This window comes from Buttiauxella izardii (genome assembly GCF_003601925.1).
Classification (GTDB): Bacteria; Pseudomonadota; Gammaproteobacteria; order Enterobacterales; family Enterobacteriaceae; genus Buttiauxella; species Buttiauxella izardii.
In genome coordinates, this window is the sequence record NZ_QZWH01000005.1 from 55651 (window position 1) to 80562 (window position 24912).

Consider the following 24912-nt stretch of genomic DNA (forward strand, 5'->3'; position numbering starts at 1 on the left):
GCGTTACCAGGTGTGGATATCTTTGGCGGTATCCGTCATATAACGAACGCCACTGATGGTTGGCAGCAGTTGGTTGATCAGGCGATTCCAACGCGTCACTGGTGCGGTGGTCACATACACCACGTCGTACGGTTGCAGCTGGAATTCGGTGCCCATCACCAGAGATGTCGCATCGGACATATCAAGCTGATAAATGTTGGCGATTTTGCCGCCCTGCTTCTCTTTGATTGGACGAATGACAAAGATGCCGCTGGCGTTGGAGGCGGTCATATCCAGACCTTCGGCCTGGCCGAGCGCTTCGGTCAGCGTCATGCCGCTGAAGTCCATTTTCAGGGTGGTCTGTTTCTTCACTTCGCCCATCACGAACACTTTCAGGTCGTCGTTACGTGGCACGAATAGAATGTCGCCAGGGTAAAGCAGATGGTTTTGGCTCAGGTCGCCGTTTTGCATCAGCGCTTGCAGGGAAATACGTTTTTCCTTGCCGTTGTGCGTGAGCACCACGTTGCGCCAGTCAGCAGCATCGGTCAGGCCGCCTGCGGCGTTGATCGCATCAAGAACAGTGAGCGGCACGTTGGTGATCGCCTGCTGGCCTGATTTATTGACCTGGCCTGAAACGTAGGCTTTTTGAGATCTGAACCCAGCGATATTAACGTCCACCTGCGGGTCTGCGATGTACGTCGCAAGGCGGCTGGTAATATCACTACGAATTTCAGAGAGGGTTTTACCGGTGACTTTGACTTTGCCGACATACGGATAGAACATCGTGCCATCAGACTGTACCCAGTTACCGGCATCGCTTGAGCTACGGTATTGGCCGGCTGGTGTGGTGAGTTCCGGGTGATCCCAGACGGTGACGTTCAGCACGTCGCCTGGCCCCACGCGATATTGGTACGCCGCGATTTCCTGGTCGAGAGACATATTTGGCTGAGCGACCGCCGGGCGTACACGTAATTGTTCAACCAGGCGCGGCGTTAGCGGATAAACGTTAACCATCCTGTCCAGATTGAAGTCTGAATCCTGCTGCTTGATAACATCTTTCCCCATGGTAGACATATTGCTACCGGACAGGACTGTGCAACCGCTCATAAGGGTCACCGACACCAATAAAGGCATCAATTTAAGTTTGTATTTTATCATTGAGTATTTATCACTATGGCAGAGTAATTATCCTGAACGAATATATCCGTCATACTTCAAGTTGCAGGGGTGTTGGCTGCACTCACTTACCCCAGTCACTTACTTAAGTAAGCTCCTGGGGATAAGCTCCCTTGCCGCCTACCTGCAACTTGAATTATTTAGGCTATAAAATAAGTGACTCGTTAGGTTTTTGAATGAGGCTTGAATTTAAACCTGATTTCCGCAGAAAATATCTGGCATCAATCCTAAAAAAACTCTTATTTCCGGACATCCTATTGACAGAATAATTAAGGCTTATTCTCTGGCCTTCTGGCATGCTACCGCCCCTGGCTTACAGTCACCAACCTACTGAAAAAAGACAAGTTATAAGGGTTAATGGTTGCAGGGATTAAATTCAAAGAATTATCTGAGAAAATAAAACCCGTGGTACCAGGTTAAATACTAAGGCTTCAGAAAATATAAAAAATACATCTAATGTCAGACACCGATATCGATTGTTACAGCTAACCCTATATCAGGCAAGGCGGCATATAACGATACTCTGTCTTTTAAGAATAGTATTAACAGCACATTTACATGCGTTTAGGATTTTCTTTATATTGACAGAAAATTAATAACTGATAAATCGAGTGAGCATATACAGAACTATCTCATGTGATTTCTAATATAAGAAAAAGCGATAGTTGCTTATTACGCAAAATAATTAATTATTTACCCTGGTTATTAAAGGGAATTAATCGTGAAAATGACTTAAATTTGGTCTGGATGGATTTATCCCGCGTCTGACATTGCAATTTCCCCGTCGAGTATCCATTATTTCATTGTGACATTTGTCATCTTATAAGAGGTGTATACCGATTAGCATTCGAGCTGTAGGTAGGCGGCCAGGACGAGAATCCCCAGGAGCTTACTTGAGTAAGTGACTGGGGTGAGCGTCTGCAGCCAACACCCCTACAGCTTGAAGGATGATGGGTATAGAAAGACTAATGGAGTGGATTGCTGACCCTTCAATCTGGGCCGGATTGATAACGCTGGTGGTTATCGAACTGGTTCTGGGCATCGATAACCTGGTGTTTATCGCCATACTTGCCGAAAAACTTCCTCCCGCTCAGCGTGACCGGGCTCGCGTCACGGGATTAATTCTCGCCATGGTGATGCGCCTGTTGCTGCTGGCGTCTATCTCCTGGCTGGTTACGCTAACGCGCCCGCTGTTTCATCTCGGTGACCTCGCGTTTAGCGCCCGGGATTTAATCATGCTGTTTGGCGGGCTGTTCCTGTTATTCAAGGCCACCGTTGAGCTAAATGAACGCCTGGAAGGCAAAGACAGCGAATCTCAGACGCAGCGCCGAGGCGCTAAATTCTGGCCGGTGGTGGCGCAAATCGTCATTCTCGATGCGGTGTTTTCACTCGATTCAGTGATTACCGCCGTAGGAATGGTCGATCATTTGCCAGTAATGATGGCCGCGGTGATTATCGCTATTTGCCTGATGTTGCTCGCCAGCAAAGCCCTGACGCGCTTTGTGAACAATCACCCGACCATCGTGATTTTGTGTCTCAGCTTCCTGTTGATGATCGGCTTTAGCCTGGTGGCAGACGGCTTTGGCTACCATATTCCGAAAGGCTATTTGTACGCCGCCATTGGCTTCTCAGTAATGATTGAGAGCCTGAACCAGCTGGCGATTTTCAACCGCCGCCGCTTCTTATCAGCCGATCAGTCGTTGCGCCAGCGCACCGCCGAAGCCGTATTACGCTTGCTGAACGGCAAAAAAGAAGAAGCAGAACTGGATGCGCAAACCGCCTCATTGATTGCCGACCACTCGCGACAAGATGAAATTTTTGAGCCGCAAGAGCGCCTGATGATTGAACGCGTGCTCAATCTCAACCGGCGCACCGTCAGCAGCATCATGACCTCGCGCCATGACGTTGAACACGTCAGACTCAGCGATCCCGAGGAGCAAATCCGCGCCTTACTGGATAAAAACCAGCACACGCGTGTGGTCATTACCGGCGAAGGCGATGAAATTTTAGGGGTGGTGCACATCATTGATTTGCTCCAGCAATCGCTTAAAGGCGAGCCGCTTAATCTTGAGGCGTTGATTCGCCAGCCCTTGATATTCCCGGAAACGCTGCCTTTGTTGGCGGCACTGGAGCAGTTCCGTAACGGGCGCACGCACTTTGCTTTTGTTGTAGATGAATTTGGTTCGGTGGAAGGTGTGGTGACGTTAAGTGACGTGATGGAAACCATCGCCGGGAACTTGCCGAATGAAGTCGAAGAGATTGACGCGCGCCATGACATCCAGAAAAACCCGGACGGCACCTGGACTGCCAACGGGCATATGCCGCTTGAGGATTTAATCCAGTACGTGCCGCTACCGCTTGATGACAAACGTAACTACCACACGATTGCGGGGTTATTGATGGAGTTGTTGCAGCATATTCCCGTCAACGGCGAAGCCGTTCAGGTGGGGGATTTTCTGTTGCGTACGTTGCAAGTGGAAAGCCATCGCGTACAGAAGGTGCAAATTGTGCCGCTGGAAGACGACGAAGATATGGATTTTGAGGTGTAAAACAAAAGAGAGAACCTTTCGGTTCTCTCTTAGAGTGATGACAAACCCGTCGTAGGTCGGATAAGCGCTAGCGTCATCCGACAAAACAGCAAACAAATTTATCAGCAGTTAAAGGTTGTTGAGCAAATCCTTCACGTCTTTCGCTTTACTGCTGTCTTTATGTTTTTCCAGCCAGTCATTCAGGCGGCGTTTCGCCTCACCTTGTAACTGTTTGCGCAGCACCTGATCAACCTGCAAAGAGTAATTCAGCTTTTGCCACGGGCCGTAAACTCGCAGCGGAATTGGCGTGGTTTTCAGCACCTCAATCAGCTTGCTTTCGCCTTCCCAACCGCCCAACACAGTGACGTTAAATCGCGTATCACACTGCTGCTTAACTAAATCCAGTGTTCCTTTGCCTGTAAGCTCGAGGACCGAGGATTTACCCGACATGTTGTCGAGCGTCAGTTGACCGTTATCGAGACTCGCTTGTGCGGCAAAACTTTCAAGTTTGGTGACATTGTCATAGTTTTGCTGAGCCTGCACATCGCCATTGCTGCGAGCGACCGCCTGCTGAATCATCTGCTGGAAGTTCATGCCCTGCATGGTGGTGTTCAACATCGTGATGCTCGCATCGCCCTGCCAGGTGCGGCGGAATGCTTCAGCATTGAGTCTGTCACCGCTAAATTCACCGTCCATCGACAGCAAACCCGACAACGCAATCGGATAATCGAAGGCGGTAAGTATTGGCCCAATTTCGATGTCAGTAATTTTCGGATTGAAGTTTAAGCTCGGCTCGCTTTTACGCGCATCCAGAGAACCCGGGAATGACATACTGCCTTTGCCAAATTTCCCCAACAGCTCAGAAACCGTAAACAAGCCGTATTGGTTCGTCATCGCCGACTGAACATCGGTGAAGTCCAGGCCACGCCAACGCACATTTCCAGCGGCAATTTTAACCTGGGCGCTGAAACCACGCAGGCTCTGGTACGTGGTGTCTTCGACGCCGGAGGCAATCACTGGGCGCGGTAACGTGCTTTGCTGTTGCGCCTGCTGCACGACTTTGGTGGTGGTCACTGCATTTGCCGCCACCAGCCCATCAAGATTCAGTTTGCTGGAGCGCAGGTCAAGATTCCATTGCGGCTTTTCAGCCAGTACAACTCCCCCGCTACCTTGCAGGTCGCTATCGTTAGCCGTCAGTTGCAGTTGGCTAAATTGAAGTGTGTGCAGGGGGTCAGCCCAACTGGCAGTGAATGTCGCACTACCCGCAATGCCATTGACCGGCAGGTCAGCACCGCGTAGCTGGTAATCAAGTTTGGAGATATTCGCCGTCAATTGCTGCGGATAATTACTGGCGTCGAGGTCGGCCACCAGAGACAAATTCAGGTCGCGCTGGTCACGATTGATGCGACTGCTCAGCTCAATGTGCGCCTGCTTTCTGTCATTTTGTTCCATTTGCAGATTGATATTGCGCACGGTGATTTGTTCATCGCCATCATGCTGGAACACCAGCACGCTATCGGCCACTTTTAACTTCGCAATATCAAACGACCAACCACGGTCTTCGCCAGACGGCACACTTCCGGACGACGGCCCGACCGGCGCATCTTTCGGGCGGCGCTCTTCAGTTTGCGGCGTGAGTTGAATCACGGCCCCTTTGAGCATCACCTGCTGGACTTTTAACTGGTGGGATAACAACGGCATTAAAGCAACATCAAGACGCATATTGTCGGCACTCACCAGCGGCTGGCTGGCCCCTGGTGCGGTTAACGACATGCGCCCGGATAAAATACTGAGCTGTGGCCAGACATGCCAACGCAGTGGCCCATCTAGCTTAAGCTGATAGCCACTGCGGTTTTCAACCTGGCTCACCATATATGCACGAAAATCATTGGGGTTAACCAATAATACCAACGCAGAAAGGCCGGCCACCAGAACGACCAGCAATATCATCAGCGTGGTTATAAATCGTCTCATACAGCCCTCATACGAATGGGAACTCAGTCCTTATCGATACGGCTTGCAACCGCACCTTGCTGATCGCGATACTTCGCATCCTGGCGGCTATTATAAGGACGTGCAGCCGGGCCAGAAAGAGGTTCAAAACTTAGCGCGCCAATCATCATGCCTGGGCGTAAAGCCAAAGGCAGTTTACCGGAATTATAGAACTCCAGCACGATGCAGCCATGCCAACCTGGGTCGATACGGTGCGCGGTGACGTGAACCATCAAACCTAAACGCGCTAAAGATGAACGGCCATCTAACCAACCGACTAGATCAGCGGGAATAGTGACGGACTCAAGCGTAACCGCTAAAGCCAGTTCGCCAGGGTGCAAATAAAATGCTTCGCCTTCGTTGAGGACGATTTCGTCGCTCATGACGCGTTCCAGCGCTTCGGTCACTTCATCTTTCGGGCCGCTTAAATCGATAAACGGTGCCGTATGGCCGCTGAAAGTACGGAATTTGTTCCCCAGGCGCACATCAACGGTCGCGCCGCTAATGCGCTCAACTGGCGGACGAGGGGTAATCGTTAAGCGCCCGTCATCAAGCCAGGCTTCTATATCGCGGTCACACAAACGCATCGCAGATGCTCCTTATCTCAAGCTCAGTTTTGTTTACCCTGCCACAGCGGGGCTGAGATAGCCACGCAATGGAGAGTAATTACCGGGATTACATTACTTTTTGCGAGCGGCGCAGAAGAACTCACTCGCGTAAGGCCGTTACGCCTGGAGATTATTCAAAGAACTGACTGATTTTCGCCTTAAGAATATCAATGGCGATGCGGTTTTTACCCCCGCGCGGCACGATGATATCGGCATATTGTTTAGAAGGTTCAATGAATTGCAAGAACATCGGGCGAACGGTTTTCTGATACTGTGCCATGACGGAATCCATGGAACGACCACGTTCGTTAACGTCACGTTTCATGCGGCGCATCAGGCAAATATCGAGCGGGGTATCCACAAAAATGGAGAAATTCATCTCTTCGCGCAGACGGGCATCCGTCAGCAACAAAATCCCTTCCAGAATGATGACTTTCTTCGGCATTAAGTGAACGGTGTTGCCAGTACGAGTGTGTTCGACATAGCTATAAACCGGCAGTTCGATGGGGTTACCCGATTTAAGCATCTGTAAATGCTGGAACAACAGATTGTGATCCATCGCGTTTGGATGGTCATAGTTGGTCTTAACTCGTTCTTCCATCGAAAGATGGCTTTGGTCTTTGTAGTAACTGTCTTCTGGAATGACACCAATGTGTTCATCACCAACCTGGTCGCGCAATTCGCGGTACAGTGTGCTGGCAATAAGACTTTTTCCTGAAGCCGACGCACCGGCTATCCCGATGATGACGCATTGATGGGACTTGTCAGTCATGTTGTAACGAGCCTTGTTGACTTAAATGTTGAGGAAGGGCGACGCGAAAGACGTCAAACGCGGCAATTATAGGGAGATCCGCCCGCTGATACCAGAGTAATGCGCGTCAGGGGTGATTTTAGCTGGCTCGATTAAATGCAAGGATAGCCTTTTTATATACAGGGCTTTTATGAATCGAAGGAAATAAGTCTGTCAAATATCACTTTTTATGAGTTCTTGATGTTAAATTATGACTGGACGACATAGGAATTGTAAATTGTTTGTACTAGCATAAACCGAAACTTATCTTTTTATTTGCATCCGGGCATGGCACCTGGCGGCACGCCTTAACGGATTTGCGGTAATGATCAAACAAAGCACAAAAGAGTTAATCGCAATGCCTTCCTTCGTACTGCCCGTGGGATTAGGGTTTCTAAGCTTTATATTCACCTTGTATTCTTTGGAATTGTCTCTGGTCGGAACTGTTTTAGCGCCGCTTTGGTTCCCGACGGCCCTCATGATGGTGGCATTATTCCGCAACTCTTTCCGCCAATGGCCCATGGTTATCGTAATGTGTGCCCTGGGGAGCTTGTGCGCCTCTGCGTTATTATTGCCTGTAAGTGAAATTAATCTCGGCTACACCGCTATCAATATTATTGAAGCGTTGGTGGGTGCGTCATTAATGCGCCGCATGTTGCCGCAGGATAATCCGCTACAAAATCTCAATAATTGGGTGCGTCTGGTGATTTGCAGCGCCGTCATTCCGCCTGTCATTGGTGGCGTGCTGGCGGTCTGGCTGGCAGGCCCGGCGGGTGGCCCCGTCGCGAAAACATTTTTCGTCTGGATGCTCTCCGAAACCATCGGCACGTTGGCACTGGTGCCCACAGCATTATTGTTTAAGCCGCACTATTTATTGCGGCATAAAAACCCGAAACTATTAATAGAAACAGTATTCACTTTTGTTATTACCCTGGCACTAAGCTACCTCGCGCTACGTTATATGCCGTGGCCATTTACTTTTATTATTGTTTTTCTGATGTGGAGCGCGATTCGCCTGCCCCGCCTGGAAGCGTTCATTATTTTCCTTGGCACCCTGATGGTGGTTTCCTTAATGATGGCGACGCACAACACCGTCAATATGGATCCCCATACGGCGGTGATGAACAATGCGCCGTGGCTGCCGTTCCTGATGATTTTATTGCCCGCCAACGTCATGACCATGGTGATGTATTCGTTTCGGGAAGAGCGCAAACACATCACGGAAAGCGAAGCGCGTTTCCGTAACGCGATGGAATATTCCGCCATCGGGATGGCCCTGGTTTCCACCGACGGGCAATGGTTACAAGTTAATAAATCGTTAAGCAAATTCCTCGGCTACACCGCAGAGCAACTGCGTTCGCTGACGTTCCAGCAAATCACCCATCCCGAAGATTTACACGCCGATTTGCAGCAACTCAATATGTTGGTTAGCGGCAGTATTAATAGTTATTCGATGGAAAAACGCTACTACACCAGCAAAGGTGATGTGGTGTGGGCGCTGTTAGCGGTGTCTATCGTGCGTGATATCGACGGCACGCCGCTCTATTTAATCGCTCAAATCGAAGACATCAACGACCTCAAGCATACCGAATGGGTGAATAAGCGCCTGATGGAACGCATCACGCTCGCCAATGAGGCCGGTGGCATCGGTATTTGGGAATGGGATCTTGGAACGGATGTCATCAGTTGGGACAAACGTATGTTTGATCTCTACGAAATCCCGGCGCACCTGAAGCCCACCTACGCATTGTGGCTGGAAAGAATTGTGGCGGATGACGCGCCCGCCGCTGAAAAAACCGTGCGTGATGCTTTAAAAGCTCGGGTGCCTTTTAAGATGGAATATCGCATTCACGTCAAAGAAGGCATTCGCCATATTCGTTCCTTGGCTAACCGTGTGCTGAATAAGAATGGTGACGTTGAACGCCTGTTGGGCATCAACATGGACATGACGGAAGTTAAACAGCTGAACGAAGCGCTGTATCAGGAAAAAGAGCGTCTGCACATCACGCTGGACTCCATCGGCGAAGCAGTGATTTGTACCGATGTGGAGATGAACATCACCTTTATGAACCCGATTGCCGAGAAAATGAGTGGCTGGCCGCAACAGCAAGCTATCGGCCAACATATTCTGGCAATCCTGCACATTACCTTTGGCGACAACGGCCCGGTCATGGAAAACATTCATAGCGGTGATTATTCGCGCACCACTATTGAACATGATGTGGTGCTGCATTGCCGCAACGGTGGCAGCTACGATATTCATTACAGCATCACGCCGCTGACCACGCTGGACGGGCAAAGTATTGGCTCAGTGCTGGTAATCCAGGACGTGACCGAGTCGCGCAAAATGCTCAAACAACTGAGCTACAGCGCCTCGCACGATGGGCTGACGCATCTGGCAAACCGTGTGAGTTTTGAAAACCACCTGAAGCGCTTGCTGCAAAGCGCCGGAGAAAACCGCCAGCGCCATGCGTTAGTGTTTATCGACCTCGATCGCTTTAAAGCGGTGAACGATACCGCCGGGCACGCGGCTGGTGATGCGCTGTTGCGTGAACTCGCCTCGTTAATGCTAAGCATGTTGCGCACTGGAGATTTCCTGGCGCGCCTGGGCGGCGATGAATTCGGCCTGCTGCTGCCAGATTGTTCGTCTGATAATGCGCGTCATATTTCTGAACGCATTATTCAGAGCATTAATGATTACCACTTTACGTGGAATGGGCGTCTGCATCGCATTGGTGCCAGCGCCGGGATAACGCAAATTGATGCCGATAATCGCCTGGCATCCGAAGTGCTGTCCCAGGCCGATATCGCCTGTTACGCCTCAAAAAATGGCGGGCGTGGCCGGGTCACGGTGTTTGAATCTTCCCAGCATGACATTCGTAAAGAGGGGCAAAACATCCCTCTGGACGAGCAAAAATGCATCATCCATGAAAATCCTATCCTCATGATTGCCCGTGGCGTAGCGCCTCCGCGCGTGCCGGAATCCACCAGTTTCTATTTACTCTCGCTGCGTTTCTGGGGAAATGACGGCGTGGTGATTGATGAGACAATGTTCCGCGCCACCATCGCCGATGCTGAATTGCACTGCGCGCTCGATCTGCGAATTTTTAACGAGTTCTTCAGCAAGTTTGCCCAGTCAGTTACCAACAAAGGCTTTGGCGTGACCCTCGCCCTCTCCTCGCACGGCCTTGCGAACGACAAAGTCGTTGACGAACTGCTTGCCCTTTTAGAGCAAAGTTCACTACCGGCCCGCTTGTTACACCTGATGGTGCATTGCGAAGTGCTGCAAACTGAAAATGCAAAAATCGACAGAAACCTGCAAAGACTGCATGACAGCGGTTGCCAGTTAATTCTGAGCCATGTAGGACGAGATCTGGATATCTTTAAACGCGTGTCACGCCAGTGTTTCAGTTACATCATCGTTGACGAAGAGCTGATCCAGAACGTGCATTGCAACCTGATGGACGAAATGATGGTGACGATTATTCATGGTCACGCACAACGCCAGACGCTGCAAACTATCTCAGGCCCGGCGGACATTCCGATGGTGATGGACACGCTTTCCGGGATTGGCGTCGACCTGATATTTGGCGAAGCGGTGACTCAACCGCTTCCGCTGGAGATGTTACTTAATAGCAGTTACTTCGCGATTAATTAGCCGGAATCCAGCCGTCGCTATACCAGATATGCAATAGCGCATAGGAACGCCAGGGTTTCCAGCGCTCCGCATAACGGCGAATTTGTGCGGGCGTCATGCCGGGAAAGCGTTGTTTAATCAGGTAATCATCCGGCAAGAAAACGTCGTTTGCCTGCCAGCCACGTAGCGCGATGTAGTTTGCTGTCCAGCGGCCAATTCCCGGATAAGTCGTTAGTGCTTTTACCCCCAGCTCCACATCCGCAGGGCATTGCAGCGGGAACTCGCCCTTCACCATTAATTGCGCCAGATGGATTATCGAGGCTCCGCGCTTTAACGGCATTCCGAGCGGTTTGAGTTGTTCAGGCGTCAGCGATGCAAGGCGTTCTGGCATCGGGAAAACCAGCCACTCCGGGTTTTCTGCAAGCCGCTCACCAAATGCCTGCGCCAGTTTACTGGTGAGTTTCGCCGCCATCGCCACACTGACGAGCTGCCCTAAAATCGCGCGAATAGATTGTTCGAAAGTATCCATACAGCCCGGCAAGCGTAATCCGGGACGCGCCGCCGATAGCTCCCCCAGGCTTTCCAGAATGGTGTGTGGCTGGCAATCGAGATCTAACAACTGCGTTACGCGTTGCAAAACTTCCTGCGCCACCGGCTGCAATCCTTCACTCAGTGTCACGTTTAGCTGGCAGCGTGCTTCATCCGGTTCCAGCGTCAACAAGCCTTGATAGCCGCCCAATGCAAAACTGCGGCAATAGCGTTCTTCGGTGACAATTTCAATGCCATCAACCGCACGCCCAGCAAGAAAACCAAACATCCACTTCCAGTCGTACGGCGGGTTGTAGTTCAGTTGATACATTTTCTTGTCCTATTGTTTAGTCTTAGTAATTCCGCTAAAGTCGCCCCCCTTCTTCACCGGCATGGGGATTTTATGCAATTTATAGGCTTCGATTATGGTACTGCAAACTGCTCTGTAGCAGTGATGCGCGATGGCGTTCCGCAGGCGCTGGAGATGGAAAACGGTTCAACGTTGCTTCCTTCAATGCTGTGCGCCCCGACGCGTGAGTCGGTGAGTGAATGGCTGTACCGCCATCACGAAGTCCCGGCTACCGGTACTGAAACCCAGGCGTTATTGCGCCGTGCTGTCTCTTTTAACCGCGAAGAAGACATCGACGTTTTGCCAAACAGTGTGCAATTCGGGCTGAGTTCCCTGCGCCAGTATATGGAAGATCCTGAAGAAGTTTACTTCGTAAAATCGCCAAAATCCTTCCTCGGTGCCACGGGTTTAAAGCCGCAGCAGGTCGCCGTATTTGAAGATTTGGTTTGCGCCATGATGCTGCACATCCGCAAACAGGCACAAAGCCAGGTTGCCGAGCCGATTACTCAGGCGGTGATTGGCCGCCCGATCAACTTCCAGGGCCTGGGTGGCGATGACGCTAACCAACAGGCGCAAGGGATTCTGGATCGCGCCGCGCATCGTGCGGGCTTCAAAGATGTGGTGTTCCAGTTTGAACCGGTTGCTGCGGGCCTGGATTTTGAAGCAACCCTGACCGAAGAAAAACAAGTTCTGGTCGTCGATATCGGCGGCGGTACTACCGACTGTTCCGTTTTATTGATGGGCCCACAATGGCGCGCTCGCCGCGACCGCGAACAGAGTTTACTCGGCCACAGCGGTTGCCGCGTGGGCGGTAACGATCTCGACATCATGCTGGCCTTCAAGCAGCTTTCCCCATTACTGGGCATGGGAGGGCAAACTGAAAAAGGCATCGCCCTGCCGGTATTGCCGTGGTGGAATGCGGTCGCAATCAACGACGTTCCGGCGCAAAACGATTTCTACAGTAGTGCGAATGGCCGCATGCTCAATGAACTGGTGCGTGATTCGCGTGAACCAGAGAAAGTGGCCTTCCTGCAAAAAGTCTGGCGTCAGCGTCTTAGCTATCGCCTGGTACGCGCCGCTGAAGAGAGCAAAATTGCGCTTTCAGATAACAAACAAGTCGCCACCCTGTTGCCGTTTATCAGCAAAGAACTGGGCTGTGAAATCACCCAACCAGAGCTGGAAATGGCTATCAGCCAGCCGCTGCAACGCATTCTGGAACAGGTCACGCTGGCCCTGGAAAACAGCGCCGTGAAGCCGGATGTGATTTATCTGACCGGCGGTAGCGCACGTTCACCGTTGCTGAAACAAGCACTAGCACAGCAATTACCGGGTATTCCGCTGGCTGGAGGCGATGATTTCGGCTCCGTTACCGCAGGCCTGGCGCGCTGGGCTGATGTGGTGTTCCGGGATTAAGTCATACGCCGTGGGGAAACTCACGGCGTTTTAAATGTTCAGTTGTTTGACGCCGTCCGGGAATTCTATTTGCAGCGAAAGCTTGCCGCCCAACGCCTCGATATAGCGTTTTAGCGTCCCCAGTTTGACTTCATTTCCGCGTTTTTCAATCGCAGTGACCGCGGGTTGGCTGATGCCCATCGCGTCGGCAAGTTGCTGCTGTGACCACCCTTTTTGCTCCCGCATCATATGCAGGCAACATTCCAGAATCAGTTCCTGAGTTCCTTCCGCCACTCTTTTTTGTCTTTCCGGCGACAGAGTAGAAATTATCTCATCGAGCGTTCTGTAGCCTTTGTTATTGCTTTTCATGTTACTGCTCCTGTGACTTCAACCAAGCCATAAACTCTTTGTCAGCAATACTCGTCATGGTTTCGTAGAAGCGTTTATTTTTCGATTTATCCCCGGCACACAACACGATGGCCCGACGGGAAAGGTCAAAAGCATAAAATGCGCGAATGGGCCTGCCACAGTGCTGCACTCTTAGCTCTTTCATATTGTTAAAACGAGATCCCTTTATGGCGTCTGCGTAAGGTCGTGACAAGCCAGGTCCTAAAAATTGCAAATTTCCCAGCGCATGTAACGTGCGATCCTGGAGTTCTTCACTTTGTTCATCAAACCACTCATCGAAGCGTTGGGTTGTAAAAACTGTCCATGTCATACACTCACCTCATAAACTATAGTTTATATTTAAATTATAAACCACAGTTTATTGTTGAATTTATAAACAGGATACAATTCAAGCGCATTCCTTCGAGGATGTACGCAAAAAACCGCCATCTAAGACTTATCCATACAGTACTTCATATTTCCTCCATTTTTCCGCCGCATGCACTCTCTACACTAGTATCATTAGGCCGAATGGTTTCAGGAAGAGAACAAACACAACTATGAAAGGCACTTTCACCGCACGTTGGATTGGGATTGCAGCCGCAGTCATCGTCGTTATCGCCGCCATTTTTTACTGGCGTCACTCGAGTAGCGGTAACGAAAGTACGGGTTCGCAGTCAACACAACAGCGCCCAGCTGGCGGTCGCCACGGGATGCGTGGTGCCTTAGCGCCGGTTCAGGCCGCAACCGCCACCAGCGAATCGGTGCCTCGTTATTTAACTGGCCTCGGAACGATTACTGCGGCAAATACCGTTACCGTGCGCAGCCGTGTGGACGGGCAGTTGATGGCGATCCACTTCCAGGAAGGGCAGCAAGTTAAAGCGGGTGATTTGTTAGCTGAAATCGATCCAAGCCAGTTCAAAATTGCTTTAGCTCAGGCTCAGGGCCAATTAGCCAAAGATCAGGCCACCTTAGCCAATGCCCGTCGCGACCTCGCTCGCTTCCAGCAACTGGTTAAAACCAACCTGGTTTCTCGCCAGGAAATGGACGCGCAACAAGCCCTGGTGAACGAATCTGTCGGCACCATCAAAGCCGATGAAGCCGCCGTTGCCAGCGCGCAATTGCAGCTCGACTGGAGCCGGATCACCTCGCCGATTGACGGGCGCGCCGGCCTGAAACAGGTGGATGTCGGCAATCAAATTTCCAGCGGTGATACCACCGGAATCGTGGTGCTGACGCAAACGCACCCGATCGATTTGATTTTCACCCTGCCAGAAAACGACATTGCCACCGTAGTGAAAGCGCAAAAAGCGGGTGCCACGTTGGTTGTTGAAGCCTGGGATCGCACCAATAAACAGAAACTGAGCAGCGGTTCATTGCTGAGCCTTGATAACCAAATTGACGCCACCACTGGCACCATCAAGCTGAAAGCACGTTTTAACAATGAAGACGACGCGCTATTCCCGAACCAGTTCGTCAACGCGCGCATGTTGGTCGATACCCAGCAAAACGCGGTCGTTATCCCAACCGCCGCACTGCAGATGGGCAACGAAGGCAACTTTGTCTGGGTGCTCAATAGCGAAGATAAAGTCAGCAAACACCTGGTCACAACCGGGATTCAGGACAGCCAAAAAGTGGTGATTACCGCCGGGCTGGCAGCCGGGGATCGCGTCGTCACCGACGGTATTGACCGCCTGACCGAAGGCGCGAAAGTGGAAGTGGTTGAAGCGCAATCAGCAACAGCCAGCGACACCGAAGCCAAACCAAAACACAAACGTAACGGAGCGGCTTCCTGATGCAGGTGCTACCGCCGAGCGCCACAGGCGGCCCATCGCGCCTGTTTATCCTGCGCCCCGTTGCCACCACGCTGTTGATGGTTGCCATCCTGCTGGCCGGGATTATCGGTTACCGTTTCCTGCCGGTTTCTGCATTGCCAGAAGTCGATTACCCAACGATTCAGGTGGTGACGCTGTACCCAGGTGCCAGCCCGGATGTGGTGACATCAGCCATTACCGCGCCGCTTGAGCGCCAGTTTGGGCAGATGTCCGGCCTCAAACAAATGTCGTCGCAAAGTACCGGTGGCGCATCGGTGGTGACGCTGCAATTCCAGCTCACGCTGCCGCTGGATGTTGCCGAGCAGGAAGTGCAGGCCGCGATTAACGCCGCCACCAACCTGCTGCCCACCGACCTGCCGAACCCGCCGGTTTACAGCAAAGTTAACCCGGCAGATCCGCCGATTATGACGCTCGCCGTCACCTCTTCCGCGATGCCGATGACGCAGGTTGAAGATATGGTGGAAACCCGTGTCGCGCAGAAAATCTCGCAGGTTTCTGGTGTCGGTTTGGTGACGCTTTCCGGCGGCCAGCGCCCGGCGGTGCGGGTAAAACTTAACGCACCCGCCATTGCCGCGTTAGGTTTAACCAGCGAAACCGTGCGCACCGCGATTACCAGCGCTAACGTTAACTCGGCAAAAGGCAGCCTCGATGGCCCGGAACGCGCCGTCACGCTGTCTGCCAACGACCAAATGCAGTCTGCGGATGAATATCGCAATCTGATCATCGCTTATCAAAATGGCGCACCGATTCGCCTTGGCGATGTCGCAATCGTAGAGCAAGGTGCGGAAAACACCTGGCTCGGTGCGTGGGCCAACAAACAGCCTGCGATTGTGATGAACGTGCAGCGCCAGCCGGGTGCCAATATCATCGACACCGCCGATAGCATTCGGGCGATGTTGCCCGCATTAACCAAAAGTTTGCCAAAATCGGTCGAAGTGAAATTACTCAGCGACCGCACCACTAATATCCGCGCCTCGGTCAGCGATACGCAGCATGAGTTGATGCTTGCCATCGCGCTGGTGGTGATGATTATTTACCTGTTCCTGCGCAACGTTCCGGCGACGATTATTCCCGCAGTCGCCGTGCCGCTGTCGTTAATCGGCACCTTTGCAGTGATGGTGTTTCTCGATTTCTCCATCAATAACCTGACGCTGATGGCGTTAACCATCGCCACCGGCTTTGTGGTCGATGATGCGATTGTGGTGATTGAGAACATCTCGCGTTATATCGAAAAAGGTGAAAAGCCGCTCGCCGCCTCGCTCAAAGGCGCGGGGGAAATTGGCTTTACGATTATCTCGCTGACCTTCTCGCTGATTGCGGTGCTGATCCCGCTGCTGTTTATGGGCGATATCGTGGGGCGATTATTCCGCGAATTTGCCGTCACGCTGGCGATTGCAATTCTGATTTCGGCTGTGGTGTCGCTGACGCTGACGCCGATGATGTGCGCGCGCATGTTGAGCCATGAATCACTGCGCAAACAGAACCGTTTCTCCCGTGCCAGCGAGCGCTTTTTCGAGCGTGTGATTGCGGGTTATGGTCGCCTTTTAACCCGCGTTTTAAACCATCCGTGGCTGACGTTAGGCGTCGCTTTTGGCACACTGGCGCTGACCGTCGTGCTGTGGATTTTCATCCCGAAAGGCTTCTTCCCGATTCAGGATAACGGCATTATTCAGGGCACGTTACAAGCGCCGCAGTCTGTCTCTTTTGCCAACATGGCGCAGCGACAGCAGCAGGTCGCGGATGTGATTCTGAAAGATCCAGCGGTAGAAAGCCTGACCTCGTTTGTCGGCGTCGATGGCACCAATCCTTCGCTTAACAGCGCGCGTTTGCAAATCAACCTCAAACCGCTGAGCGACCGCGACGACCGCATTCCGGTAGTGATTGAACGTCTGCAAAATAACGTGGCAAAAGTGCCGGGCGTCGAGCTTTATCTGCAACCGGTGCAAGATTTAACTATTGATACCACCGTCAGCCGCACGCAATACCAGTTCACTTTGCAGGCCACCTCGCTGGATGAACTCAGCACCTGGGTGCCGCAATTAACTGAAAAACTGCGAGCTTTGCCGCAATTAGCGGATGTGAGCAGCGACTGGCAAGACAAGGGTTTAGTGGCGTACGTGAATGTCGACCGCGCCAGCGCCAGCCGCCTGGGCATTTCCATGACGGATGTCGATAACGCGCTGTATAACGCTTTCGGCCAGCGCCTGATTTCCACCATTTACACCCAGGCGAACCAGTACCGCGTGGTGCTTGAACACGACACCAGCACCACGCCGGGTCTGAGCGGGCTGGATAATATTCGCCTCGCCAGCACAGACGGTGGCAGCGTGCCGTTAAGCGCGATTGCCAAAATCGAGCAGCGTTTTGCGCCGCTGACCGTCAACCATCTCGACCAGTTCCCATCGACCACGTTCTCGTTTAACGTCACCCGCGATCACTCGCTGGAAGATGCGGTAAAAGCGATCACGGCGGCGGAAAAGGATCTGGCGATGCCGACCGATATCACCACCCAATTCCAGGGCAGCACCCTCGCCTTCCAGAATGCGTTGGGCAGCACTATCTGGCTGATCGTGGCGTCAGTGGTCGCGATGTACATCGTGCTCGGCGTGTTGTACGAAAGCTTTATTCACCCAATAACTATCCTCTCCACGTTGCCCACGGCGGGCGTCGGCGCACTCATGGCATTAATGCTGGCGGGAGCGGAACTGGATGTGATTGCGATCATCGGCATCATTTTGCTTATCGGTATCGTGAAGAAAAACGCCATCATGATGATCGACTTCGCACTGGCGGCGGAGCGCGAGCAAGGTATGAAGCCTTACGACGCGATTTACCAGGCCTGTTTGCTACGTTTCCGCCCAATTCTGATGACCACGCTCGCCGCCCTTTTAGGTGCGTTGCCGCTGATGCTTTCGACGGGTGTCGGTGCCGAACTTCGCCGCCCGTTAGGGATTGGCATGGTCGGCGGTTTGCTGGTCAGCCAGGTTCTCACGCTGTTCACCACGCCGGTGATTTATCTGCTGTTCGATAATCTTTCGCACGCGGTGCGCCGCCGTTTCGGTCGTCGCGATGAGGAAGTGCTGTGAAATTCTTCGCACTGTTCATCTACCGGCCAGTCGCCACCATCTTGCTGACTATCGCCATTACGTTGTGCGGCGTACTGGGCTTTCGTTTATTGCCTGTCGCCCCGCTGCCGCAGGTGGATTTCCCGGTGATTATGGTCAGCGCGTCGCTGCCGGGCGCGTCACCTGAAACCATGGCGTCTTCCGTTGCCACGCCGCTGGAACGCGCACTCGGGCGCATCGCGGGCGTTAACGAGATGACGTCATCCAGTTCACTGGGCAGCACGCGTATCATTCTTGAATTTGCTTTTGACCGCGATATCAACGGCGCGGCACGTGATGTGCAGGCGGCAATCAACGCCGCGCAAAGCCTGTTGCCAAGCGGGATGCCGAGCCGCCCAACCTATCGCAAAGCCAACCCGTCTGATGCACCAGTCATCATCTTGACGCTCACTTCCGACACCTTTTCCCAGGGCCAGCTTTACGACTTCGCCTCCACGCAACTGGCGCAAACTATCGCGCAAATTGACGGTGTCGGCGATGTAGACGTTGGCGGCAGCTCCCTTCCGGCGGTGCGCGTTGCGCTGAATCCGCAGGCGTTGTTTAACCAGGGCGTGTCGCTGGATGCGGTGCGCAAATCGATCAGTGACGCCAACGTGCGCCGCCCGCAAGGTGCAGTCGAAGACGCTGCTAAACGCTGGCAATTGCAGACCAATGACGAACTTAAAACCGCCGCCGAATATCAGCCACTGATTATTCATTACAACAACGGCGGCGCGGTGCATTTGAGCGATGTCGCCACCGTCACCGATTCCGTGCAGGACGTGCGCAATGCCGGGATGACCAACGCCAAACCGGCGATTTTGCTGATGATTCGTAAATCCCAGGAAGCGAATATCATCGAAACGGTGGACAGAATTCGGGCGAAAATCCCGGAACTGCGTGAAACCATTCCGGCCTCGATAGATTTACAGATTGCTCAGGATCGCTCGCCAACGATTCGCGCCTCGCTTGCGGAAGTTGAACAGTCTCTGATTATCTCCGTCGCGCTGGTGATTCTGGTGGTGTTCCTGTTCCTGCGTTCCGGGCGCGCCACGCTGATCCCCGCCGTTGCGGTTCCGGTGTCGCTGATTGGCACCTTTATCGCCATGTATTTGTGCGGTTTTAGCCTGAATAACTTGTCGTTAATGGCGCTGACTATCGCCACCGGTTTTGTGGTGGATGACGCCATCGTGGTGCTGGAGAATATTTCCCGCCATCTCGAAGCGGGCGTTAAACCGTTGCAGGCGGCGTTGCAAGGCGTGCGCGAAGTCGGTTTTACCGTGCTGTCGATGAGCCTCTCTTTAGTCGCCGTTTTCCTCCCGTTGCTGTTAATGGGCGGTTTGCCGGGGCGATTATTTAAAGAGTTTGCCGTCACGCTGTCCGTCGCCATCGGGATTTCGCTGGTGGTGTCGATTACACTGACGCCGATGATGTGCGGCTGGTTACTGAAGAACAAAGCGCAGCATACGCCAACCCGCAAACGGGGATTTGGGCGTGTGCTGGTCGCCATGCAACAGGGTTATGGGCGTTCGCTAAAATGGGTGCTGAACCATACCAAACTGGTTGGCGTAGTTTTGCTGGCGACCATTGCCCTGAACGTCTGGCTGTATATCGCCATTCCGAAAACCTTCTTCCCGGAGCAAGACACCGGGCGTTTGATGGGCAATATTCAGGCTGACCAGAGCATTTCCTTCCAGGCGATGCGCGGCAAACTACAAGACTTTATGAAGATCATTCGTGAAGATCCGGCGGTGGAAAACGTCACCGGGTTTACCGGCGGTTCGCGGGTGAACAGCGGCATGATGTTTATCTCGCTCAAGCCGCTTTCCGAGCGCAAAGAAACCGCGCAGCAGGTGATCGACCGCCTGCGTAAAGCGCTGGCAAAAGAGCCGGGAGCCAGCCTGTTTTTGATGGCAGTGCAGGATATTCGCGTCGGCGGTCGCCAGGCCAACGCCAGTTATCAATACACGCTGCTTTCCGATAATCTCGCCGATTTGCGCACCTGGGAGCCGAAGATTCGCCAGGCGCTGGCTAAATTGCCACAGCTCGCGGATGTGAACTCCGACAGCCAGAACAACGGTGCAGAAATGGATCTGATCTATGACCGCGAATCCATGGCGCGGCTGGGGATCAGCGTCCAGGACGCCAATGCCCTGCTCAACAACGCCTTTGGGCAACGGCAGATTTCGACCATTTATCAGCCGCTTAATCAGTACAAAGTGGTGATGGAAGTTGACTCGCGTTATACGCAGGACATCAGCGCGCTGGACCAAATGTTCGTGATTAATAAAGAAGGCAAGTCGATTCCCCTATCGTGGTTTGCGAAATGGCAACCGGCGAATGCGCCGCTTTCGGTCAACCATCAGGGGCTTTCGGCGGCATCGACCGTGTCGTTTAACTTGCCGACGGGCGTGTCGTTATCAGAAGCCAGCGATGCCATCGACCGCACCATGACCGCGCTTGGGGTGCCATCCACGGTGCGCGGCATGTACGCCGGAACCGCGCAGGTATTCCAGGACACCATGAAATCCCAGGTGATGCTGATCATCGCCGCCATTGCCACGGTGTATATCGTGTTGGGGATTTTGTACGAGAGTTACGTTCACCCGCTGACGATTCTCTCAACGCTGCCGTCGGCGGGCGTCGGCGCATTGCTGGCGCTGGAAATATTCGGCGCGCCGTTTAGCTTAATCGCGCTGATTGGCATCATGCTATTGATTGGGATTGTGAAGAAAAACGCCATCATGATGGTGGACTTCGCCATCGACGCCCAGCGCAACGGCAACCTGAAACCGGAAGAAGCAATTTTCCAGGCCTGCCTGCTGCGTTTCCGCCCGATAATGATGACCACGCTGGCGGCGCTGTTTGGTGCATTGCCGCTGGTGCTGACCAGTGGTGATGGCGCAGAACTGCGCCAGCCGCTGGGGATCACTATTGTTGGCGGGCTGGTCGTCAGCCAGTTACTGACGCTGTACACCACGCCGGTGGTTTATCTGTTTTTTGATCGTTTGCGTGTACGGTTTGCGCGCAAAAGCCGTAAAGATGAGGTATTGAACTCATGACCGAATTGCCTGCCGCCGTGCGCTGGCAACTGTGGATTGTCGCCTTCGGCTTCTTTATGCAGTCGCTCGATACCACCATCGTCAACACGGCCCTGCCCTCGATGGCGGCAAGCCTCGGAGAAAGCCCGCTGCATATGCACTCGGTTATCGTGTCGTATGTGTTGACGGTGGCGGTGATGTTGCCTGCCAGCGGCTGGCTTGCAGACCGCATTGGCGTGCGCAATATCTTCTTCACCGCCATCGTGTTGTTTACCACCGGCTCGCTGTTTTGCGCCCATGCCTCCACGCTCAACGAGCTGGTGATGGCGCGCGTGGTGCAAGGGATTGGCGGCGCGATGATGGTGCCGGTCGGGCGCTTAACGGTGATGAAAATCGTGCCGCGCGAGCAATATATGGCGGCGATGACCTTCGTGACGCTGCCCGGTCAAATCGGCCCGCTGCTTGGCCCAGCGCTCGGCGGCGTGCTGGTGGAATACGCCTCCTGGCACTGGATCTTCCTGATTAACCTGCCGGTGGGAATTATCGGCGCGATTGCCACCCTGTGGCTGATGCCCAATTACACCATGCAGACGCGTAAATTCGACATGTGGGGCTTTGTGTTGCTGGCGTTCGGCATGGCGGCGCTGACCATCGCGCTCGATGGCGCAAAAGGTTTGGGCGTCAGCCCATCGACAGTTTGGCTGTTGGTCGGCGGCGGCGTGGCGGCGATAAGCGTTTATTTGTGGCATGCCAAAGCCAATGACAACGCGCTATTTAATCTCAATCTATTTAAAACGCAGACTTTTTCCCTCGGCCTGTTGGGCAGTTTCTGCGGGCGCATCGGCAGCGGCATGATCCCGTTTATGACGCCGGTATTCCTGCAAATCGGCCTTGGCTTTTCGCCATTCCATGCGGGCCTGATGATGGTGCCAATGGTGCTCGGCAGCATGGGCATGAAGCGCATTGTGGTGCAGGTGGTTAACCGTTTTGGCTATCGCAACGTGTTGGTTGCCACCACGCTCGGATTAGCGCTGGTGATTTTGCTGTTTATGGCCACCGCGCTGTTGGGCTGGTATTACCTGCTGCCTGTCGTGCTGTTCCTGCTCGGCATGGTGAACTCCACTCGTTTCTCGTCGATGAACACTTTAACGCTCAAAGATTTACCGGATGACCTCGCCAGCGGTGGCAACAGCATGTTGTCGATGGTGATGCAATTATCGATGAGTATCGGCGTGACCATCGCCGGGCTGTTGCTCGGCATGTACGGGCATCATCAATTGACGGCAGACAGCGCCGTCGTCCATAGCGTGTTTATGTATACGTATCTCAGCATGGCGGTGGTTATCGCCCTCCCCGCGCTGATTTTCGCTCGCGTCCCGAAAGACACCACCAAAAATGTCGTGATTGCACGGCGCAAAAGGAGGAGCCCATGAAGCTCTGGCGGCCAGGCATTACCGGCAAACTGTTCCTCGCGATTTTCTCCACCTGCCTGCTGGTGCTGGCGATTATGCATTGGGGCGTGCGGCTCAGTTTTGAACACGGGTTTATCGACTACATTAAACGCGGCAATGAACAGCGGCTGGAAATGCTGAGCGATGCGCTGGGCGAGCAGTACGAACAGCACGGCAACTGGCAATTCCTGCGGAATAATGACCGCTTCATGTTTAAGCTGCTGCGCTCGTTCGAGCATGGCGATATGGAAAACAATAATATGCCGCCGCACGGTTGGCGCACGCAGTTTTGGGTCGTCGACCAGGATTATAAAGTGCTGGTTGGCCCACGCAGCCCGGTGCCAACCGACGGTATGCGCCGGGCGATTAAAGCAAATGGACGCGATGCGGGCTGGGTGGTCGCTTCGCCCGTTGAGCGCCTGACGCGCAACACCGATATTAATTTCGACCGCCAACAACGGCGCACCAGTTGGATTATCGTCGGCCTGGCAACACTTCTCGCCGCCGCCGCCACATTCTTGTTGGCGCGCGGATTGCTGGCTCCGGTTAAGCGGTTAGTCGAAGGCACACATAAGCTCGCCGCCGGGGATTTCAGCACCCGCGTCGATTCCACCAGCCAGGACGAACTCGGCAAACTGGCGCAGGATTTTAACCAGCTCGCCAGCACGCTTGAGAAAAATCACAACATGCGCCGCGCTTATATGGCGGATATTTCCCATGAACTGCGCACTCCGCTGGCGATTTTGCGCGGCGAACTGGAAGCGATTCAGGATGGCGTGCGCAAATTCACGCCGGAGTCCGTGGCCTCGTTGCAAATGGAAGTGGCGACGCTGACCAAACTGGTGGATGACCTGCACCAGTTATCGATGTCCGACGAAGGTGCGTTGGCTTATCAGAAACAGTCTCTGGATATCATCAATCTGCTGGAAATCGTGGCGGGCGCATTCCGCGAGCGTTTCAACTCACGTGGCCTGAGCATCAGTCTTGAGCTACCCGACCACGCCACTATTTTTGGCGACAGTGACCGTTTAATGCAGCTCTTCAATAACCTGCTGGAAAACAGCCTGCGTTACACCGACGCGGGCGGCCAGCTAGTCATTTCCGCTGAAGTGGTGAATCAGCGTTTCGTGATGCACTTTGCCGACAGCGCGCCAGGTGTGAGTGATGAACAACTCACCATGCTGTTCGAGCGTTTTTATCGCGCCGAAGGTTCGCGCAACCGTGCCAGCGGCGGCTCGGGCCTCGGCTTGTCTATCTGCCAGAACATTGTTGCGGCCCACAACGGCAAGCTTTCCGCCGCGCATTCGCCTTTCGGCGGGGTTAGCATTACAGTAGAGTTACCGCTGGAGCCAGAATCGTTGAGACTTGTATGACCGAATTACCGATTGACGAAAACACACCGCGCATCTTAATTGTTGAAGACGAGCCGAAGCTCGGGCAATTACTGATTGATTACTTACGGGCTGCAGGATACGCCCCGGAACTCATCACTCATGGCGACAAAGTGCTGCCGTATGTGCGCCAGACGCCGCCGGATTTGGTTCTGTTGGATCTCATGCTGCCAGGCACCGACGGCTTAACACTTTGCCGCGAAATCCGTCGTTTCTCGGAAATTCCGATTGTGATGGTGACCGCCAAAATCGAAGAGATCGACCGCTTATTAGGGCTGGAAATTGGTGCCGATGATTACATCTGCAAACCGTACAGCCCGCGTGAAGTGGTGGCGCGGGTGAAAACCATTTTGCGCCGCTGCAAACGCCAGCGCGACCCGGTTGCCGCAGACGAAATCAGCCCGCTGATTATCGACGAAGGTCGTTTCCAGGCGAGCTGGCGCGACAAACTCCTCGACTTAACGCCTGCGGAATTTCGCCTGTTGAAAACCCTCTCCCACGAACCGGGCAAAGTGTTCTCTCGCGAACAGTTATTGAATCAGCTTTATGATGATTATCGCGTGGTGACTGACCGCACCATCGACAGCCACATTAAAAACCTGCGCCGCAAGCTTGAGTCGCTGGATGAAGAACAGTCGTTTATTCGTGCCGTCTATGGCGTGGGTTATCGCTGGGAAGCCGACGAGTGCAGGATTGCGTGAGGGTAGTTTCTGGAAGCAATTAG

At 53.2% G+C, this 24912-nt stretch carries 16 protein-coding genes; 9 read left to right on the plus strand and 7 right to left on the minus strand.

Translation table 11 applies throughout. The annotated features are described in order from the left end of the window. Window positions 1–3: 3 nt before the first annotated feature. Window positions 4–1137 carry a polysaccharide export protein gene (locus tag D6029_RS02905; RefSeq protein ID WP_120063328.1) on the minus strand — a complete coding sequence of 378 codons (1134 nt, stop codon included), beginning with the start codon at window positions 1135–1137 and terminating at the stop codon, window positions 4–6. A 986-nt stretch (window positions 1138–2123) separates the two neighbouring features. Here D6029_RS02905 and D6029_RS02910 point away from each other — a divergent pair. Then, window positions 2124–3704: a TerC family protein gene (locus D6029_RS02910; protein WP_120063329.1), complete on the plus strand. Its 1581-nt coding sequence runs from the start codon at window positions 2124–2126 to the stop codon at window positions 3702–3704. A 108-nt stretch (window positions 3705–3812) separates the two neighbouring features. On the opposite strand, the gene asmA is transcribed toward D6029_RS02910, so the two are convergent. From asmA to udk, 3 genes are all read right to left on the minus strand, one after another. Beyond that, window positions 3813–5657, minus strand: a complete 1845-nt coding sequence (gene asmA / locus D6029_RS02915) for an outer membrane assembly protein AsmA (RefSeq protein ID WP_120063330.1) — start codon at window positions 5655–5657, stop codon at window positions 3813–3815. A gap of 23 nt (window positions 5658–5680) precedes the next feature. Then, window positions 5681–6262: a dCTP deaminase gene (gene dcd / locus D6029_RS02920; protein WP_064512248.1), complete on the minus strand. Its 582-nt coding sequence runs from the start codon at window positions 6260–6262 to the stop codon at window positions 5681–5683. Window positions 6263–6413: 151 nt separating this feature from the next. Then, the gene (udk, locus tag D6029_RS02925) at window positions 6414–7055 is read right to left on the minus strand and encodes a uridine kinase (RefSeq protein WP_034458495.1); all 642 of its coding nucleotides are present in this window, start codon (window positions 7053–7055) and stop codon (window positions 6414–6416) included. Between the two features lie 343 nt (window positions 7056–7398). On the opposite strand from udk, the gene D6029_RS02930 reads away from it, so the two are divergent. Next, complete coding sequence (locus D6029_RS02930; protein ID WP_120063331.1) at window positions 7399–10731, plus strand: diguanylate cyclase; 3333 nt, start codon at window positions 7399–7401, stop codon at window positions 10729–10731. Here the strand turns inward: D6029_RS02930 and alkA are convergent. Then, window positions 10724–11569: a DNA-3-methyladenine glycosylase 2 gene (gene alkA, locus D6029_RS02935; RefSeq protein WP_120063332.1), complete on the minus strand. Its 846-nt coding sequence runs from the start codon at window positions 11567–11569 to the stop codon at window positions 10724–10726. The two genes, D6029_RS02930 and alkA, sit on opposite strands and share 8 nt — an antisense overlap. Window positions 11570–11641: 72 nt before the next feature. On the opposite strand from alkA, the gene yegD reads away from it, so the two are divergent. After that, the gene (yegD, locus tag D6029_RS02940) at window positions 11642–13000 is read left to right on the plus strand and encodes a molecular chaperone (RefSeq protein WP_120063333.1); all 1359 of its coding nucleotides are present in this window, start codon (window positions 11642–11644) and stop codon (window positions 12998–13000) included. Window positions 13001–13030: 30 nt separating this feature from the next. Here the strand turns inward: yegD and D6029_RS02945 are convergent, their stop codons facing one another. Continuing rightward, the gene (locus D6029_RS02945; protein ID WP_120063334.1) at window positions 13031–13348 is read right to left on the minus strand and encodes a helix-turn-helix domain-containing protein; all 318 of its coding nucleotides are present in this window, start codon (window positions 13346–13348) and stop codon (window positions 13031–13033) included. A 1-nt stretch (window position 13349) separates the two neighbouring features. After that, window positions 13350–13697, minus strand: a complete 348-nt coding sequence (locus tag D6029_RS02950) for a type II toxin-antitoxin system RelE/ParE family toxin (protein ID WP_120063335.1) — start codon at window positions 13695–13697, stop codon at window positions 13350–13352. 229 nt (window positions 13698–13926) lie between these two features. Between D6029_RS02950 and D6029_RS02955 the strand changes: the two genes are divergently transcribed. From D6029_RS02955 to baeR, 6 genes are read left to right on the plus strand one after another with little or no spacing between them, the layout of a single operon-like run. Further along, window positions 13927–15162, plus strand: a complete 1236-nt coding sequence (locus tag D6029_RS02955; protein WP_120063336.1) for an MdtA/MuxA family multidrug efflux RND transporter periplasmic adaptor subunit — start codon at window positions 13927–13929, stop codon at window positions 15160–15162. After that, window positions 15162–18287: an MdtB/MuxB family multidrug efflux RND transporter permease subunit gene (locus D6029_RS02960; protein WP_120063337.1), complete on the plus strand. Its 3126-nt coding sequence runs from the start codon at window positions 15162–15164 to the stop codon at window positions 18285–18287. The genes D6029_RS02955 and D6029_RS02960 overlap by 1 nt, the downstream gene beginning before the upstream one ends. Continuing rightward, window positions 18284–21367 carry a multidrug efflux RND transporter permease subunit MdtC gene (gene mdtC, locus D6029_RS02965; RefSeq protein ID WP_120063338.1) on the plus strand — a complete coding sequence of 1028 codons (3084 nt, stop codon included), beginning with the start codon at window positions 18284–18286 and terminating at the stop codon, window positions 21365–21367. Before D6029_RS02960 ends, mdtC begins: the two co-directional genes overlap by 4 nt. Next, entirely contained in the window at window positions 21364–22779 is a 1416-nt protein-coding gene (gene mdtD, locus D6029_RS02970; RefSeq protein WP_120063339.1) for an MFS transporter, read from the plus strand. The genes mdtC and mdtD overlap by 4 nt, the downstream gene beginning before the upstream one ends. Next, on the plus strand, window positions 22776–24170 hold the full coding sequence (gene baeS, locus D6029_RS02975; RefSeq protein WP_120063340.1) for an envelope stress sensor histidine kinase BaeS: 1395 nt from the start codon (window positions 22776–22778) through the stop codon (window positions 24168–24170). Before mdtD ends, baeS begins: the two co-directional genes overlap by 4 nt. Next, the gene (gene baeR, locus D6029_RS02980) at window positions 24167–24889 is read left to right on the plus strand and encodes an envelope stress response regulator BaeR (RefSeq protein WP_120063341.1); all 723 of its coding nucleotides are present in this window, start codon (window positions 24167–24169) and stop codon (window positions 24887–24889) included. Before baeS ends, baeR begins: the two co-directional genes overlap by 4 nt. Window positions 24890–24912 lie beyond the last annotated feature (23 nt).

What these genes read in the sequence shown, in the direction of transcription:
- D6029_RS02905 (WP_120063328.1), bottom strand. Translation starts at nt 1,137, where the DNA reads ATGATAAAATACAAACTTAAATTGATGCCTTTATTGGTGTCGGTGACC.
- D6029_RS02910 (WP_120063329.1), top strand. Translation starts at nt 2,124, where the DNA reads ATGGAGTGGATTGCTGACCCTTCAATCTGGGCCGGATTGATAACGCTG.
- asmA (WP_120063330.1), bottom strand. Translation starts at nt 5,657, where the DNA reads ATGAGACGATTTATAACCACGCTGATGATATTGCTGGTCGTTCTGGTG.
- dcd (WP_064512248.1), bottom strand. Translation starts at nt 6,262, where the DNA reads ATGCGTTTGTGTGACCGCGATATAGAAGCCTGGCTTGATGACGGGCGC.
- udk (WP_034458495.1), bottom strand. Translation starts at nt 7,055, where the DNA reads ATGACTGACAAGTCCCATCAATGCGTCATCATCGGGATAGCCGGTGCG.
- D6029_RS02930 (WP_120063331.1), top strand. Translation starts at nt 7,399, where the DNA reads ATGATCAAACAAAGCACAAAAGAGTTAATCGCAATGCCTTCCTTCGTA.
- alkA (WP_120063332.1), bottom strand. Translation starts at nt 11,569, where the DNA reads ATGTATCAACTGAACTACAACCCGCCGTACGACTGGAAGTGGATGTTT.
- yegD (WP_120063333.1), top strand. Translation starts at nt 11,642, where the DNA reads ATGCAATTTATAGGCTTCGATTATGGTACTGCAAACTGCTCTGTAGCA.
- D6029_RS02945 (WP_120063334.1), bottom strand. Translation starts at nt 13,348, where the DNA reads ATGAAAAGCAATAACAAAGGCTACAGAACGCTCGATGAGATAATTTCT.
- D6029_RS02950 (WP_120063335.1), bottom strand. Translation starts at nt 13,697, where the DNA reads ATGACATGGACAGTTTTTACAACCCAACGCTTCGATGAGTGGTTTGAT.
- D6029_RS02955 (WP_120063336.1), top strand. Translation starts at nt 13,927, where the DNA reads ATGAAAGGCACTTTCACCGCACGTTGGATTGGGATTGCAGCCGCAGTC.
- D6029_RS02960 (WP_120063337.1), top strand. Translation starts at nt 15,162, where the DNA reads ATGCAGGTGCTACCGCCGAGCGCCACAGGCGGCCCATCGCGCCTGTTT.
- mdtD (WP_120063339.1), top strand. Translation starts at nt 21,364, where the DNA reads ATGACCGAATTGCCTGCCGCCGTGCGCTGGCAACTGTGGATTGTCGCC.
- baeS (WP_120063340.1), top strand. Translation starts at nt 22,776, where the DNA reads ATGAAGCTCTGGCGGCCAGGCATTACCGGCAAACTGTTCCTCGCGATT.
- baeR (WP_120063341.1), top strand. Translation starts at nt 24,167, where the DNA reads ATGACCGAATTACCGATTGACGAAAACACACCGCGCATCTTAATTGTT.